Here is a 14,742-nt window from a genome sequence, read left to right as displayed (position 1 = left end):
CTGCCGAAGCCCTCAAGGGCTTCGGCGGGCTTGAGCACTCCAGTGGCCATCAGCAGACCGGCGACCAGAAGACCCGTGACTTCCGGGGCAAGCCAACCGCTGATGAACAGCACGATCGCCAGCGCCAGCACCAGCAGGGTGATCAGGGCCTGAGGCTGGAGGGCGGCCTGGAGCAGGTCGTCCATGGACGCAATCTCTATGTGAATTGCGGCCAATCATGCAGCAAGTCGCGCAGATGCTGCAACCCCAGCCCCTCCGTTGCTGAAATGAACACCACATCGGCCGCCAGGGCCAGGGCCCGCTCCAGCTCCCCTGCCGGGCAGCGATCGATCTGGTTGGCCACGAGTCGCCGCGGAACGCTGCTGCCGAGGGAATCGAGAATGGCGTTCACCGTGGTGATCTGTTCGGGCCAGCCCGGATCGCTGAGGTCCACCACCAGCAGCAGGCCGTCGGCTTCGAGGGTTTCCTCGAGGGTGGAGCGGAAGGCTTCGATCAGCGGCGGCGGCAGATCGCGGATGAAGCCCACCGTGTCAGTGACCAGCAGCGCCACGGGAGGGCCACTGGCGGCAATCAGGTCGATGCGGCGGGTGGTCGGATCGAGCGTGGCGAACAGTTTGTTCTCTGCCACTACCGCCTGATCGCCTTGGCGGCGGGTGAGGGCATTGAGCAGGGAGCTTTTGCCGGCGTTGGTGTAGCCGACAAGGGCGATCCGGCGGAGGCCATGGCGCTGCTGCCGCAGGCGGGCCCGGTGGGCGCTCAGCTGCTTCAGCTTGGCCTGGAGGTGGTCGATGCGGCGGGCGATGGCGCGCCGGTCTTTCTCCAGCTGGGTTTCGCCCGGGCCTCGGGTGCCGATGCCGCCCCCCTGGCGCGAGAGGCTCTGGCCCCGGCCGGTGAGCCGCGGCAGGCGATAGCGCAGCTGGGCCAGCTCGACCTGCAAGCGACCGGCGGCGCTGGCCGCCCGCTGGGCAAAAATGTCGAGGATCAGCTCGCTCCGGTCGCTCACCGGCAGATCCAGCAACCGCTCCAGGTTGCGGCCCTGCACCGGGCTGAGTTCCCGATCGGTCACCACCAGGGTGGCGCCGAGTCGCCGGGCTTCCAGGGCGGCTTCGCTGAGTTTGCCCTCGCCCCAGAGGCTCTGGGGGGACTCCTGCCGGCGGCGCTGGGTCACCAGTCCCACCGGTTCGGCCCCGGCGCTGCGGACCAGCCCCTCCAGCTCGGCGATCTCCCGGCCGGCCTGGTGCTGGTCACTTGGGGTCAGGACCAGCAGCAGAACCCGCTCTTGACCAGCGGCTGGCGCTCCCCTGGCTGAAGGCCGATCGCCCGGCGCCATGGAGGCAGGGGCAGTGAAGGGCGGGGCGGTGGAGGCGAAGGGCAGGCCGGCGGGATCGCGGCCGCACAGCTCGCCCAGATCCCCCTCCTCCAGGCCCTGCCAGGGCTGCCCTTCGCCGCTGGGCACGAACAGGCCGGCCGGCCAGTGTCCTCCGGCAGCGGGTTGGTCTGTGAAGCGCAGCCACAACCGCGGTGCCAGATCCAGCCCCACGATCCCTTCCTGGGTTCCGGGTTCGAGCTTGCGGCTGCGGCCGCAGCAGGTGAGCAGACGCCAGTCTTCCCCCAGGCGCCGGCTCGATCCCGGCAGCCGCTCCAGCAGACGGCCGGAGGTCTCCAGCGGTCCCACCCAGAGCAGCCGGCCGAGGCCGCGGCCGTCCACCAGCAGCGTCAGCGGGGTTTCGAGCTCGTGGCTGAGCCCCGCCAGGCGCTGCAGCCCCAGCGTGTCGGCCGTTTCGTCTGGGCGATGGCGGCGATGACAGAGGCGCTCCAGCTGCCGCCGCTGGGCGGGGCGCAGCCCTTCGGTGCGTCCGGCCAGAACACCCTGTTTCAAGACCGATCCAGGCGCAGGCAGCGCACTCCGGCAGCGGCGGCTCCCTGTTCATCCTCCGGGCTGTCCCCCACGTGCCAGGCCTGCTCGGGCTCCAGCTGCAGTTGATGGAGCGCCTGCCGGAATGGCAGCGGTGAGGGTTTGGCGGCCCAGGCCCTGCTGGAGACCACAACCACCTCCAGCCAGCTGGCCAGGCCCAGGCCCTCCAGCAGGCCCTGGAGGCGCTGGTCGAAATTGCTGACCACGGCCAGGCGGATCCCCAGGTTGTGCCAGCGGGCCAGACAGTCCGGCACCTCGGCGTAGACCGTCCAGAGGGCTGGATCGGCGAAACGCTCGAACAGGGCGTGCTGCAGCTCTGGTGATGCCACCACGCCGCCCGCCTGCTGCAGGGCCGTTGAGATCCGCTCCCCCCACCACTGCCGTTCAGCAGCCAGCAGCTCGGCGCCGTCCAGCCCCGGAAAGGCCAGAGGTGGTGCCTGGCGGTAGATCGCGCCGAAGACCCGGTCGATGGCGGCGGCCTCCACCGTGAGCCCGTGGTCGGCGGCCACGGCGGCGTAGGTGTGCCCCACCGACTGGCGCAGGGTGATCAGGGTGCCCATCGCATCGAGCAGCAGGGCCCGCGGCCGGGGCCAGGCTGCCGCAGCCTGCCATTCAGCCTGCAACTCAGCGTCCATCGGTGAGCCAGCCGGCCGCCACCTTGAGCTGCAGGGGCAGGCCGGGCAGACGGGTCAGGTAGGCCAGGCGCCGCAACTGGAAGGCCGCGGCGCCCGCCAAGGTGAAACCACCACCGGTGAGGCTGGCTTCGCCGAGCCCGAGGCTGATCATCTCGCCCAGGTCGTTCCAGTGGAAGGGGTCCAGCGGTTCGCCGGCCAGGGAGTGCAGCAGGTTGGCGGCAAGGCAGGGGGCCTGCTGAAAAGCCACCTGGGCATTGGCGGGGAACGGCTCGCCGTCCTCGTCCGCCACATGGGCGCCATCGCCGATCACAAAGACATCGGTATGCCCGGTCAGCCGCAGGTCCGGCTGGCCGGGCAGGCGGCCGTTGCGGTCGCCCCGCATCGGTGGGTTGAGGGCCGGTGGGCGGGCCTGGAAGCCGGCGGTCCAGATCACCGCCTCCGCCGGCAGACGTTCCTGCCGACCGGCCTCGTTGCCCGGCTCCGGCAGGAGGAGATCCAGGCCACCGGGATGAATGGCCCGTACCCGGGTGTGGCAGCGCAGGCGCACATCGCGGCGTTGCAGGGCCAGCCGCGCCTGTTCGCGGTTGAAGGAGCGGGCCTGGGGCAGCAGATCCTCCCCCTGTTCGATCAGCTCGATCAGCGTGCTGCCGCCGAGCAGGTCGGCCAGCTTGCAGGCCAGCTCCACACCGCTGGGGCCAGCCCCCACGATCGCCAGGCGTTGCAACGGCAGCGCCTGCTGCCGCAACTGCCGCACCAGCCTCTGGAGCTGCTCCACGTCTTGGAGCGTGCGGAAGAAGAGGGCGTGCTCGAGGGCGCCCGGCACGTTGAAGGTGGCGGGCTGGCCGCCGCTGGCGATCACCAGGCGGCCATAGCGGAGTTCATGGCCGCTGCGGGTTTTGAGCGTGCGCTGATCGGTGTCGACCTGGTCCACCCGGTCCTGCAGCCAGGCGATGCCGCGGCTGGCCAGCAGGGTGTCGTAGCGGGGGGCGATCTCCCAGCTGCGCATCTCTTCACTGAGCAGTTCGTACAGCAGGGGCTGGAAGACGAAGCGTTCGTTCGGCTCGATCAGCAGGATCGGCGGGTGATCGCGGTGCTGGGCCAGGGCCAGGGCGGTGTAGAGGCCACCGAAGCCGCCGCCCACAATCACGATGCTGCGATCGATGGATCCCGTGGCCGACGAGGCGCCAGGTGCGATGGGATCGGAGCTCACGTCGGACACGCTGGGTCAGGGATGGGGAGGGCTCGGACGGTGGGCCGCTGGCGAGGCTGGGTGCGGTTGATGCGGGCGGGGAGGGAGATGGGTGCAGGGTTGGACGGTCTGTTTCCTGTTCCAGACGTGCCCGATCGGCACCCTAACCAGCCGTTCCATCGCGGGCGATGATGGAGGGATGGTGACTGCCCCCGCCGCAACCCTCCCCGTTGATGTCGCGGGGCGGTCCATCGATCTGGCTGCGGCCCGTGCCGACCTGGATCCGCTCAAGGCCCAGGAGCGTCTCCAATGGGCCTTCGATCGGTTTCAGGACGGTTTCGCCCTGACCACCAGCTTCGGGATCCAGTCGGCGGTGCTGCTGCACATGGTGAGCCGCCTGGAGGGCGATGCCTCCATCCCGGTGATCTGGGTGGACACCGGCTATCTGCCGCCCGAGACCTATCGGTACGCCGATCAGCTCACGGCCCGTCTCGGCCTCAACCTGCACGTGGCGCAGTCGGGTCTGTCGCCGGCCCGGATGGAGGCCCTGCATGGCCAGCTCTGGGACACCGGCCGGGTGGAAGACCTGGAGCTCTACCACCGCATCCGCAAGGTGGAGCCCCTCGATCGTGCCTTCGCTGACCTGCAGGTGCGCTGCTGGGCCAGCGGTGTGAGGGGCGGCCAGACTGATCACCGCCGCAGCATGGAGGTGCTCGATCCGATCCGCCAGCGCTGGTCGTTGCGGCCGCTGCTGGTCTGGAGCAATCGAGACGTCTACTACTACATGGAAGAGCACGGTCTTCCCCAGCATCCGCTGTTCGAACAGGGCTACACCACCGTGGGCGACTGGCATTCCAGTGCCCCCGACGATGGCAGCACCATCGGCCGGGCGACGCGTTTTGGTGGACTCAAGCAGGAATGCGGCATCCATCTGCCCGGATTGATGGGTGAGGGCATCTGAGCCGCTGGCGAGCTGGTTGCTGATCGGTAACAGCCGCTGGCACTGGGCGCAGCGACCGCAGGAACCGGGTGCGGCCCTGCTCTTCTGCCACACCTCGCCTGAGGCTGGGATTCCGGCAAGCGGCTTGAAGGCCTGGGCGGCGGTCGGGCCCGTTCCGGCCACTGCAATGGCAGGCCTGGCCGGTGCCCCGCGGCTGGATCTGAGCCAGGTTCCGCTGCTGGAGATGCCTGCCTGGCTGGGGATCGATCGGGCTCTGGCGGGGTGGGGGGCCTGGAGGCAGGATCACAGGCCCGTGCTGGTGGCCGATGCAGGTACGGCCCTGAGCCTCACGTTGGTAGATGGCACCGGCCGATTTTGCGGCGGGCGCCTTCAGGCCGGTGCCGCCCTGCAGCTGCAGGCGCTGGCGGCAGGAACGGCGGGGTTGCCACGGCTGGACGCATGGCCTCCGATGCATGGCGACAGCGCCCCTGTTGGCGCTGCTGCAGCCTGGCCCCAGGAGACCGCCGCTGCCATGGCCGAAGGCGTGGTGCGGGGTCTGGCGGCGGCGGTGGTGGCGGCCGCTGCGGATGCCGCGGCTGTCTGCCCCGGATGCCGCCTCTGGCTCACCGGTGGCGATGGGGCCCGTCTGCTGCCCCTGATCGAGGCAGCCATGCCAGCGGCAGCAGCACTCGAGCTCATCCATGCCCCCAATCTCTGCCTGGAGGCTCTGGTGCAGCTGGAGGACGCTCAGACCAGACCGAGATCTCCGAGGATCTGATCGGCCATTTCCTCCGCCTTGACCTTGAGGTATACCAACTCGAGATTTCCCTCAGGGTCCACCACAAAGGTGTGGCGCATCATGCCCATGGACTCCTTGCCCATGAACTTCTTGAGGCCGTAACTGCCGTAGGCCTCGGCCACCGGGCAGGGCTCCGCATCGCTGAGCAGGGTGAAGGGAAGGGTGTATTTGCCGATGAACTTGGCATGGCTGGCGGCGCCGTCCTTGCTGATGCCCAGCACCGTGATGGCATTGGCGCTGAAGCTGCTCCACTGATCGCGGAAATTGCAGGCCTCTTTGGTGCAGCCCGGCGTGTCGTCCTTGGGATAGAAGTAGATCACCACCCGCTGTCCGCGGAAGTCCGCCAGGCTGACGGAGTTGCCGTCCTGGTCGGGCAGCGTGAAATCTGGTGCGGGATCACCGATCTGGAGGGCCATGGCTGGGCGGGGTTCGGAGGGCGTGAGCCTAGAAGCGGCCCCCCAGGTGTGGCTGGTCTCCCTGGAGACGACGGCGGATGTCCTGGAGCAGCTGGCCCCCCAGGAACGGCGCTGGTGCGCGGCGCTGCCGGAACCCCGCCGCAGCCGCTATGCGGCCAGTCGTGCCCTGTTGCGCGCCCAACTGGCGGTGCCGCTGCGCTGTGATCCAGCCGCGGTGCCCCTGCACAGCCCCCCCGGGGAGGCACCGCGTCTGGAGGCGGGGTACGGCTGGACCGGCATCAGTCACAGCGGCGATGCCCTGCTCACGGCCTGGTCATCCCGGCCGATCGGTGTCGACCTCGAACCCCTGTCCCGTCGCCTGGCGGCAGTCGCGTTGCTGCAGCGCCACTTCCCTGCAGCGGAGCGCCGCCAGCTTCTGGACGGCCCCTGGAGCCGCGATCCCCGGAGCTTGCAGCGGGCGGTGCTGACCAGCTGGGTCCATAAGGAGGCGGCGATCAAATGGCGCCGCTCCAGCCTGGCTGTGGAACTGCGCCATTGGTGTTACGACCACTGCCGCCGCGAGCTGCGCCAGTTGGTTGACGGGGCCGCGCCCCCCTGTTGGAGCCGCCAGCAGGGGGAGTGGCTGCTGGCGGTGGTGGGGGAGGGTGCGCAGCGGGCCCGCCTGGTGGAGCCAATGCCGTGATCCAAGGTACGTGCATTGTTGCCGCGCTTGTGCTCAGATAACCCGCGAGTCGGGGTTGGCCAACCCTGCATCCCGTCCAAAGGATTGCCAGTCTCTGGATGCTCGCCTGAGCCGCGTGTCGCGATTGGAGTTGACAATGTGACCATTTGGTGACAATCCTGCGAGCCTGGATTGCTTGCTTGCTCGGTTGGCTTATGGCGTTTCGGGCTGGGACTGGAGAGATTGTCGTTGGCTTGGTCTCGTTGGAATTCCTTTGACTGGCTGCGATCGGTAGGCGGTCTGAGAGCTTCGGGTGCGACTGGGCTGGGACGGCTGATGGGGTTATGGCCGCTTTGCTGCCGTCCATCGTTCGGTGACGTCTTGGCAAGCAGGGGCTTGCCACGTGGGCGACTTTGCGGTTGAAGGCTAGTTTTGGATCGAAGTCCCCCTTTTATTTCCCGTGCTGAAGCGCCTGCTTGCCGGTCTCGCTGTGGGAGCGGCCCTCACAACCGTTGCTCTGCCGGCCTCTGCCGCCGTCGACAACGATCTCCCCGTCCGTTGGAACAGTGGCGGTGCCGTCTGGTCCACCAATCTCGATGCTTTCAAAACCTTCATTGATTCCGGCGACGTAACCGATCGCGGTCTCGCCAGTGGTCTGTCCCGCTCCGGCTGGACCTCCGAAGAGGTTCGCACCGGTCTGTCCAAGACCTACAGCGTCGACCTGGTCGGTGTCTCCCGTTTCCTCTATTCCGATAACGGGGTCAAGTTCCTCAAGAACGCCACCCGCAGCTACTTCCCTTACTGGACGATGAACACCTACGCCGTCCAGGCGCTGCGTTCGGCCATCATCGCCGATTCGGTGGATGGTTCGATCTCCTCGGCCGGCATCATGGCGGCCCTGCCCACCGACTTCCGCCTGGCTGATACCTGCAACACCTACGACGGTAAGCAGAACATCTGTGCAGAAGGTCGTTGCCAGGGCGAAGCCCAGTGCACCTCCCTGCTGTCCTGGTACGTCTTCCTGCCCGCCTGCATCCAGGCGAACCAGATGGCCGATGCCATGGTTGAGCCCCGTGCTGCCGCTCCCGCCCCGATGCCCGTTGAGCCCATCCGCGGCCTCTGGTGATCCAGGGCCTTGTTCGCTCCCTTCCGCCCCGGCTTCGGCCGGGGCTTTTTCATGTCCGTCTGGCCCTGCTGTGCAGGGCTGTTTCTGTCGCAGGGCGGCGGGCCCGCAGCAGCCGATGCTCGAGGCGCTGGGGCAGAACGGCGTTGGGCAGCCCTTCCAGTTCCCTCCGAAGCCTGCCCAGGGCCTCAGCCTCGCCCTGCTCCTCCAGCCTGCGGCCATAGGCGCTGCCGGGAGCAAACCAGCGCTCCAGCAGGGCTGGCGTGAGCGGCAGTGGCAGGGCCTCCTCCCAGGCTTCGCTGCTGCACTGCCAGTCCCGCTCGGCCAGGCCGGCCAAGGCCCAGCCCTCGGCGGCCAGTTCCTGCCGCAACCACTCCTGCTCCAGTGTCTCCAGCCGCTTCAGAACCGCAGACCCGACGCCGCCTCGGGCCGCAGTCTGCTTGGGTTTGGCTCGGGAATCGCGCAGACTGCGCAGGGCGCTGGCTGGCCCGAGCAACGGTGCGCTGAACAGCAGGCGGATCTCGGCCGATGGGGCCGCCAGCCGGTCCAGCTGCTCCAGCCAGGTGCTCCAGCCTGCGGCCCCGATCTGCCGCAGCGGTTGGCGTGCCACGATCCATTCGAACCGCTCCTCCGGTGCCAGCAGGTCGCCCGCGGTCCTGAGCCCGGCGGGTCCGGCAGCGAGCAGCCGCGGCCGCTGCAGGCTGTCGAGCAGAGCCAGGTGGCTTTGGATCCGTTCCCGGTCACCGTCCGTGGCGGCCCCGATCACCACGCCTCCCTCCGGGACCCGCTGCAGGGGATCCAGGGCCCAGAGCAGGGATCGCGCCTCCAACACCAGCACCCGGTCGGTACGCTTCAGGCAGGCCTGGTTCCAGAAGCGCTGACGCAGGCGATCGAGCCTGGCCCCTTCGGCACTGGCCTGGCGCTGCAGCCACCGCTCCAGGCGGGGATCCTCCGGGCTGCTGCTGAGCAGCTCGCCGGCGTCCTCGGTGAGTTCCGCCGCCGCCGCCAGCTGGGCCGCCCGCCGCTCCTGCAGCCGCTGGCGCCGCTGCCCCTCCCAGCCCGCCGCCCCTGGCTGCCAGAACACCTCGCCCTGCAGGGAGCCTGGCAGGTACTGCTGGGCCACCCAGTGCTCGGCGTAGGCGTGCGGGTAGCGGTAGCCGACCCCATCGCCGAAGGCCTGCCCATCGCGGTTGGCATCGCGCAGATGGGCCGGCACCTGTTGCCTGTTGGCGGTGCGGACCACCTTGATCGCATCGAAGACGCCCAGGGCGCTGTTGCTTTTCTCGGTGCCGGCCAGATACAGGGCCGCCTGGGCCAGCGGGTAGAGACCCTCGGGCAGGCCGATCCGCTCGAAGGCCGCGGCGCAGGCCTCGACCACCACGATGGCCATCGGATCGGCCAGGCCCACGTCTTCTCCGGCCGCGATCAGCATGCGGCGGAACAGGAAGCGGGGGTTCTCCCCGGCCTCCACCATCCGAGCCAGCCAGAACAGGGCGGCATCGGGATCGGATCCGCGCAGGGATTTGATGAAGGCGCTGATCGTGTCGAAGTGGGCATCGCCCTGCTTGTCGTAAAGCACGGCCCGTTGCTGGATCGACTCCTCGGCGATGGCCAGATCGATGCTGACGGTCCCATCCGGGTCCGGTTCCGTCGTCTCCACCGCCAGCTCCAGGGCATTGAGCAGGCTGCGGGCATCCCCTCCGGCCACGTCCACCAGGTGCGCCGCCGCCTCGGGCAGCAGCCGGATCGCCCGGCCGCCATAGCCCCGCTCCTCGTCAGTGAGGGCCCGCTGCAGCAAAGCCTCCAGATCGCCGCTCTCCAGCGGTTGCAGCCGGAACAGCCGCGAGCGGCTCACCAGCGCCTTGTTGACCTCGAAGTAGGGGTTCTCGGTGGTGGCGCCGATCAGGGTGACGGTGCCGTTCTCCACCCAGGGCAGCAGCGCGTCCTGCTGGGCACTGTTGAAGCGGTGCACTTCATCGATGAACAGGAGGGTGCGCAGGCCGTGGCGCTCCAACCGGGCGCGGGCCTCCTCCACCGCCAGCCGCAGGTCCTTCACCCCCGCCAGCACGGCGTTGAGGCTGGTGAAGTGGGCGCGGGTGGTGGCCGCGATGATCCGGGCCAGGGTGGTCTTGCCCGTACCCGGCGGGCCATGCAGGATCAGGTTGCCCACCCGGTCGGCGCTGATGGCCCGGTGCAGCAGCCGTCCGGGCCCCAGGATCGACTGCTGCCCCACGAACTCCTCGAGGCGCCGCGGCCGCAGCCGATCGGCGAGCGGGGCGAGCACCGCGCGCCGCTGCTCGCCGTGATGGCTGAAAAGGTCGCTCACACCGGCGGCTCCTGCTGCTGTGGACGATCCTGACGCCAGCCACCCCCGCTGGCGGGGAGCCGCCCCAGCCTGCAGAATGCGGCCGATCGATCCAGGATGGGCCTTGTTGGGCTTGAAATGCGCGACGGGATCCACGACTGAGCGGTGGAAGGCATCAGGCCGGCTGGCAGCCACAGGATCTCTGGCGGCATCCCTGAGCACGCTTTTGCTTCTGGCGGCCTGCGGCAAGCCCGCCCCTCCGCCGGCCAAGCCCCTGGTGGTGAGCACCGCGCCGGTGCAGATCGCTCCGTTCAGCGAGCTGGTGGAGACGGTGAGCACCCTGGAGGCCATCGATGAGGTGCAGCTGGCGGCCCAGGCCGGCGGCCGGATTCAGCAGCTCGGCATTGGCCAGGGTGACAAGGTCAAGGCGGGCCAGCTGCTGCTGGTGCTCGATCAGGTTCAGCTCCAGGCCGATCTGGCCACCCTGCTGGCGAGGGAGGAGAAGGACAAACTCAATTACCAGCGTTACGAGTACCTCGTCCGTCAGGGAGCGGCCAGCGCCATTCAGCGTGACCAGTTCCGGGCCCAGTACGTCGAGTCGCGTGAAGCGGTGCGGGCCAAGCGGGCCGATCTCGCCTTCCGTGACCTGCGCTCGCCGATCGACGGCACCGTGGCGGACGTCCAGGTGAAGGTGGGCGATGTGATCAGCGCCGGTGATCCCTTCACCCGTCTGATTCGCAATGATCGCCTCTTCGCCCGCATCGATGTTCCGGCGATCTTTTCTGATCGGATCCGCCCCGGCCTGCCCGTGACCCTCAAGCAGGCCGGCTCGGATCGGGTGCTGGTGCAGGGCCGGATCGACTCGGTGGATCCCAACGTGCTGGCAGGGTCCCAGGCTCTGCTGGTCAAGGCGGCGTTCGCCAATCCGGGCGGTGGCCTTCGCAACGGCCAGCGGCTGCGGGCCACCGTCGAGCTGGATCGGCGGCAGTTGCCCTCCGTGCCTTTCGCGGCTGTCACCCAGTCGTCGGGCCAGAGCTTTGTCTTCAGGGTCGGCACCCTGGCTGAGCTGAAACTGCAGCCGGGCAAGGCGTCGATCGAGCAGCTGGAGGCTCTGCCGCCCGGTTCCCGCTTCGCCCTGCAGACGCCTGTGAAGCTCGGCGGTCTGCAGAACAATCGCTACCCGGTGCTCCAAGGCCTGGATTCCGGCCGGCAGGTGATCACCAGCAACCTGCTCAACCTGCGCCACGGCATGCCGATCAAGGTCAACTAAGGCGTTCGCGTTCGCCTCCACGCATCAGTGTCGTCTTCGGATTCGAGTTCACCGTGTCGCCTTCCAACGGTTTTATCGTTCGCCCCGTGCTCACCACGGTGTGCAGCCTGCTGATTGTGATTGCGGGGCTGATCTCAATCCCGCTGCTGCCAGTGGAGACCCTGCCGGATATCGCGCCACCCACGGTGAATGTCAGCGCCACCTACACCGGGGCCGATGCGATCACGGTCGAGCAGGGCGTCACCACGGTGCTGGAGCAGCAGATCAACGGTGTCGAGAACATGGACTATGTCAGTTCCAACAGTTCTGCCGATGGTCGCAGTCAGATCACGGTCTCGTTTGCCAGTGGCACCGATGGCGATATCAACCAGGTCAACGTTCAAAACCGGGTTTCTCTAGCCAATCCCTCCTTGCCGGAGGAGGTGCGTCAGGCGGGCGTGGTGGTGAACAAGGCGTCAAACTCGATTTTGTTGGTCTATAACTTCGTCAGCGAGGACCCTGACAAGGTCACCTACAGCGTTGAGACGATCAGTGGCCTGCTGGATCAGAACCTCACTGATTCGATCAGGCGTGTGCCCGGGGTCGGTGAACTCACCTATTTCGGCGAACGCAGACTCGCCTTCCGCCTCTGGCTCGATCCCACCAAGCTCACCGCGTTTAGCCTCACCTCCAACGACGTGGTGGCTGCGCTCAGCAGCCAGAATCGCCTGGTGCCGTCTGGAAGCATCGGCGGCGAACCGGCTCCCAAGGGGCAGGAGTTCACCTTCACCGTGCAGCTGCAGGGCCGTTTGCTCAGCGTTGAAGATTTTTCTGATCTGATCGTCAAGACCACCCCTGAAGGTGGAATCGTGCGGCTGCGCGACGTGGGTCGGGCCAGTCTGGGCGGCGAGAACTATGCCCTGCAGGCCACCGATATCCGCGGCGTTCCTTCGGTCGGACTGGCTGTCTACCAGCTGAGTGGCAGTAACGCCCTCAAGACATCCGAGGGCGTGAAGGCTGTGCTCGATGAGTTTCAGGCCGTGATGCCGGTGGGTCTGAAGATGGAGAAGATTTACGACAACACCGAGTTCATCAATGCCTCAATTCAGGGCGTTGTTGATTCCCTGCGTGATGCCGTGATTCTGGTGGTTCTGATCCTGTTTCTCTTCCTGCAGGACTGGAAAGCCACCCTGGTGCCGGGCATCGCCATCCCTGTGGCCCTGATTGGTACCTTCGCCCTGGTCAATGCCTTCGGCTTCTCGCTCAACCAGCTCACCCTGTTTGGACTGGTGCTGGCCACGGGTCTGGTGGTGGATGACGCCATCACCGTGATCGAAGACACCTCCACCAAAAAGGCTTCGGGCCTGACGGCGGCCAAGGCGGCCATGGCCACGATGGATGAGTTGTTCGGCGCGGTGATCGCCACCTCTCTGGTGTTGTTTGCGGTGTTTCTGCCGGTGCTCTTCTTCCCTGGAGCCACCGGCACCATCTACAAGCAGTTCGCGGCGACGATCATCTTTTCGGTGGCGATTTCCACCTTCAATGCCCTCACCTTTTCGCCGATGCTGTCGGCCTTGCTGCTCGCCCAGGATTCCGAGCCGCCGGGACGCCGCACCTATGCGATCGCCGGTGGTACGATCGGTTTCATCTATGGCCTGTTGGCCGGCGGCACTGGTGTGTTGCCCGTGCTCTCCGCATTGGTGGTGGGTCTGTTCGTGGGCTATCTGGCCAAACTGCTCACCGGCCTGCCCCTGCGTCTGCCTTTCACAATTGGCGCAGCTGCGGTGGGGCTGGTCTTCGGCGGGGTTGATAATCCGCTGAAGGTGTTGATCTTCGCTGCGGCGGGCCTGATCACCGGCTGGTTCACGCCGGTGATCTTTCGCCGTTTCAATGTCATTTACGCCGGCTTTGAAGTCCGGTACAAGGGCCTGCTGGGCTGGGCGTTGAATCGACGCATCCTGGTGATGGCTGTGCTGGCAGGAGGGATCACCCTCACCGGGGTGGCCTTCAGCGCCATCCCGGGAGGGTTTGTGCCGATCGAGGATCAAGGCTATGCCATCGGTTTTGTTCAGGCACCGGATGGGGGTTCGCTGCAGGTCACCGATCGGATCAACCGCAAGGTGGCCGAGATCCTGCAAACCGAGAAGGACATCACGGCGGCTTCGGTGTTCAGTGGCGCCAGTCTCGATGGCAATGCCCCGAATAAGGGTCTGTTTTTCTTCGGCACGCGCAACTGGGATGACCGCCAGTCACGGGACCAGGAGATGGGCGCCATTGTTGGACGCCTCAACCAGAAGATGGCCTCCCAGATTCAGGAGGCACGGGTGTTTGTGGTGGAACCACCGGCGATTCCAGGGTATGGCACCTCGGGAGGTTTTGAGTTCCAGCTGCTGGATCGCAGCGGCGGTGGCCTCAACCTCCAGAGCTTCTTCCAGGCGGCGGGTACGTTGATCCGCCAGGCCAATGGCAGCGATCTCTTCCAGCGGGTCTTCACCCTGTTCTCCCCGGAGGCTCCCCAGCTGTCCATTGATGTGGACAGGGATCGCCTGGCCTCCCTGGGGGTTGACTTCGGCGATGCGATGCGATCGTTCAGCGTCAACTTCGGTGGCAGCTACGTCAACGACACCTTCCAGGAGGGCAAGGTGCGGCGGGTCTTCGTCCAGGCCGATGAGGACAGCCGCGCCACACCGGAGAAGCTCAAGGCTCTCTACGTGCGCAATGCCTCAGGGGACCAGATCCCCCTGTCGGAGTTCTTCACGGTGCGGTCCACCCAGGGACCCAGTGTGATCCCCCACTTCAATCTCTACCGCTCGATCCAAATTGAGGGCAGCCCGGCTGCCGGCAAGAGTTCAGGCCAGGCGATCAATGGCATGCGTCAGTTGTTCGAGGCTCAGTCGTTGCAGGGGCTCAATTTCGACTGGACCGGCATCTCCCGGGAGGAGGTGAAGGCCGGATCCCTGGCGGTAGTGATCTTTGCCCTGGGCATCCTGGTGGTGTACATGGTTCTTGCTGCCCAATATGAGAGCTATTCCGATCCCCTGATCATCCTGATGACGGTGCCCACCGCCATGCTGGGTGCCCTCACCTTTCTCGCCCTGCGCGGCGAAGTGCTCAACATCTATGCCCAGGTCGGTCTGGTGATGTTGATCGGCCTAGCGGCCAAGAACGGCATCCTGATCGTCGATCTCGCCAATCAGCGCATGGCCGAGGGGGCAACGGCCCTCGATGCCGCCCGCGACGCTGCTCAGTCGCGTTTGCGGCCCATCATCATGACCGCCATCTCGTCGCTGTTCGGCTTCCTGCCCCTGGTGCTCGCCAGTGGTGCCGGGGCCCGCAGTCAGGCGTCGCTCGGCACCGTGGTGTTCGGTGGACTGCTGGTGGCCACGGTGCTGTCGCTGCTTGTGGTTCCAGTATTTTATGTGGTGGTCAAGACGTTGCTGGCTGGTGGCTCCACGCCAGACCAACCCGCGCCCACCCTTCCCGGTTCCGATGGCGCTTGAACCTCCGACC

The 14,742-nt window shown here is 67.0% G+C and carries 11 protein-coding genes and 1 pseudogene; 6 read left to right on the top strand and 6 right to left on the bottom strand.

Features of this window, described 5'->3' with window-relative positions:
• From KQ310_RS00200 to KQ310_RS00185, 4 genes and pseudogenes are all read right to left on the bottom strand, one after another.
• A pseudogene (locus KQ310_RS00200) lies at window positions 1-185 on the bottom strand (SLC13 family permease); the annotation flags it as partial.
• Window positions 186-196: 11 nt separating this feature from the next.
• Window positions 197-1,879, bottom strand: coding sequence for a GTPase HflX (hflX, locus tag KQ310_RS00195; protein WP_259719782.1), 1,683 nt, complete (start codon window positions 1,877-1,879; stop codon window positions 197-199).
• The gene (locus KQ310_RS00190; RefSeq protein WP_259719781.1) at window positions 1,876-2,550 is read right to left on the bottom strand and encodes an HAD-IA family hydrolase; all 675 of its coding nucleotides are present in this window, start codon (window positions 2,548-2,550) and stop codon (window positions 1,876-1,878) included. The genes hflX and KQ310_RS00190 overlap by 4 nt, the downstream gene beginning before the upstream one ends.
• Window positions 2,540-3,760 carry an NAD(P)/FAD-dependent oxidoreductase gene (locus tag KQ310_RS00185; RefSeq protein ID WP_259719780.1) on the bottom strand — a complete coding sequence of 407 codons (1,221 nt, stop codon included), beginning with the start codon at window positions 3,758-3,760 and terminating at the stop codon, window positions 2,540-2,542. Before KQ310_RS00185 ends, KQ310_RS00190 begins: the two co-directional genes overlap by 11 nt.
• A gap of 178 nt (window positions 3,761-3,938) precedes the next feature.
• Here KQ310_RS00185 and KQ310_RS00180 point away from each other — a divergent pair, with 178 nt between their 5' ends.
• Window positions 3,939-4,700 carry a phosphoadenylyl-sulfate reductase gene (locus KQ310_RS00180; RefSeq protein ID WP_259719779.1) on the top strand — a complete coding sequence of 254 codons (762 nt, stop codon included), beginning with the start codon at window positions 3,939-3,941 and terminating at the stop codon, window positions 4,698-4,700.
• Entirely contained in the window at window positions 4,687-5,457 is a 771-nt protein-coding gene (locus KQ310_RS00175; protein ID WP_259719778.1) for a type III pantothenate kinase, read from the top strand. Before KQ310_RS00180 ends, KQ310_RS00175 begins: the two co-directional genes overlap by 14 nt.
• Here KQ310_RS00175 and bcp read toward each other — a convergent pair.
• Entirely contained in the window at window positions 5,427-5,894 is a 468-nt protein-coding gene (gene bcp / locus KQ310_RS00170; protein ID WP_259719777.1) for a thioredoxin-dependent thiol peroxidase, read from the bottom strand. The two genes, KQ310_RS00175 and bcp, sit on opposite strands and share 31 nt — an antisense overlap.
• Before the next feature lie 22 nt (window positions 5,895-5,916).
• Between bcp and KQ310_RS00165 the strand changes: the two genes are divergently transcribed.
• Both KQ310_RS00165 and KQ310_RS00160 read left to right on the top strand, forming a co-directional pair.
• Complete coding sequence (locus KQ310_RS00165) at window positions 5,917-6,576, top strand: 4'-phosphopantetheinyl transferase superfamily protein (protein WP_259719776.1); 660 nt, start codon at window positions 5,917-5,919, stop codon at window positions 6,574-6,576.
• Between the two features lie 439 nt (window positions 6,577-7,015).
• Window positions 7,016-7,681: an alpha/beta hydrolase gene (locus KQ310_RS00160; RefSeq protein WP_259719775.1), complete on the top strand. Its 666-nt coding sequence runs from the start codon at window positions 7,016-7,018 to the stop codon at window positions 7,679-7,681.
• A 49-nt stretch (window positions 7,682-7,730) separates the two neighbouring features.
• Here the strand turns inward: KQ310_RS00160 and KQ310_RS00155 are convergent, their stop codons facing one another.
• Window positions 7,731-10,004, bottom strand: coding sequence for an AAA family ATPase (locus KQ310_RS00155; RefSeq protein WP_259719785.1), 2,274 nt, complete (start codon window positions 10,002-10,004; stop codon window positions 7,731-7,733).
• Between the two features lie 205 nt (window positions 10,005-10,209).
• Between KQ310_RS00155 and KQ310_RS00150 the strand changes: the two genes are divergently transcribed.
• Together KQ310_RS00150 and KQ310_RS00145 are read left to right on the top strand one after the other, a co-directional pair.
• On the top strand, window positions 10,210-11,253 hold the full coding sequence (locus tag KQ310_RS00150) for an efflux RND transporter periplasmic adaptor subunit (RefSeq protein WP_311134673.1): 1,044 nt from the start codon (window positions 10,210-10,212) through the stop codon (window positions 11,251-11,253).
• Window positions 11,254-11,306: 53 nt separating this feature from the next.
• A complete protein-coding gene (locus KQ310_RS00145; protein ID WP_259719774.1) occupies window positions 11,307-14,732 on the top strand; it encodes an efflux RND transporter permease subunit in 3,426 nt (1,141 codons plus the stop codon).
• Window positions 14,733-14,742: the final 10 nt, after the last annotated feature.

The sequence above is a fragment of the Synechococcus sp. CS-1328 genome, from assembly GCF_025128095.1.
Classification (GTDB): domain Bacteria; phylum Cyanobacteriota; class Cyanobacteriia; order PCC-6307; family Cyanobiaceae; genus CBW1002.
Note: the sequence above shows the minus strand (reverse complement) of the source record. Positions and strands in the feature narration are given on the sequence as shown.

Bases quoted from the DNA above. Each gene is read 5' to 3' on its own strand.
- KQ310_RS00190 (WP_259719781.1), bottom strand. From the start codon at position 2,550: ATGGACGCTGAGTTGCAGGCTGAATGGCAGGCTGCGGCAGCCTGGCCC.
- KQ310_RS00180 (WP_259719779.1), top strand. From the start codon at position 3,939: ATGGTGACTGCCCCCGCCGCAACCCTCCCCGTTGATGTCGCGGGGCGG.
- bcp (WP_259719777.1), bottom strand. From the start codon at position 5,894: ATGGCCCTCCAGATCGGTGATCCCGCACCAGATTTCACGCTGCCCGAC.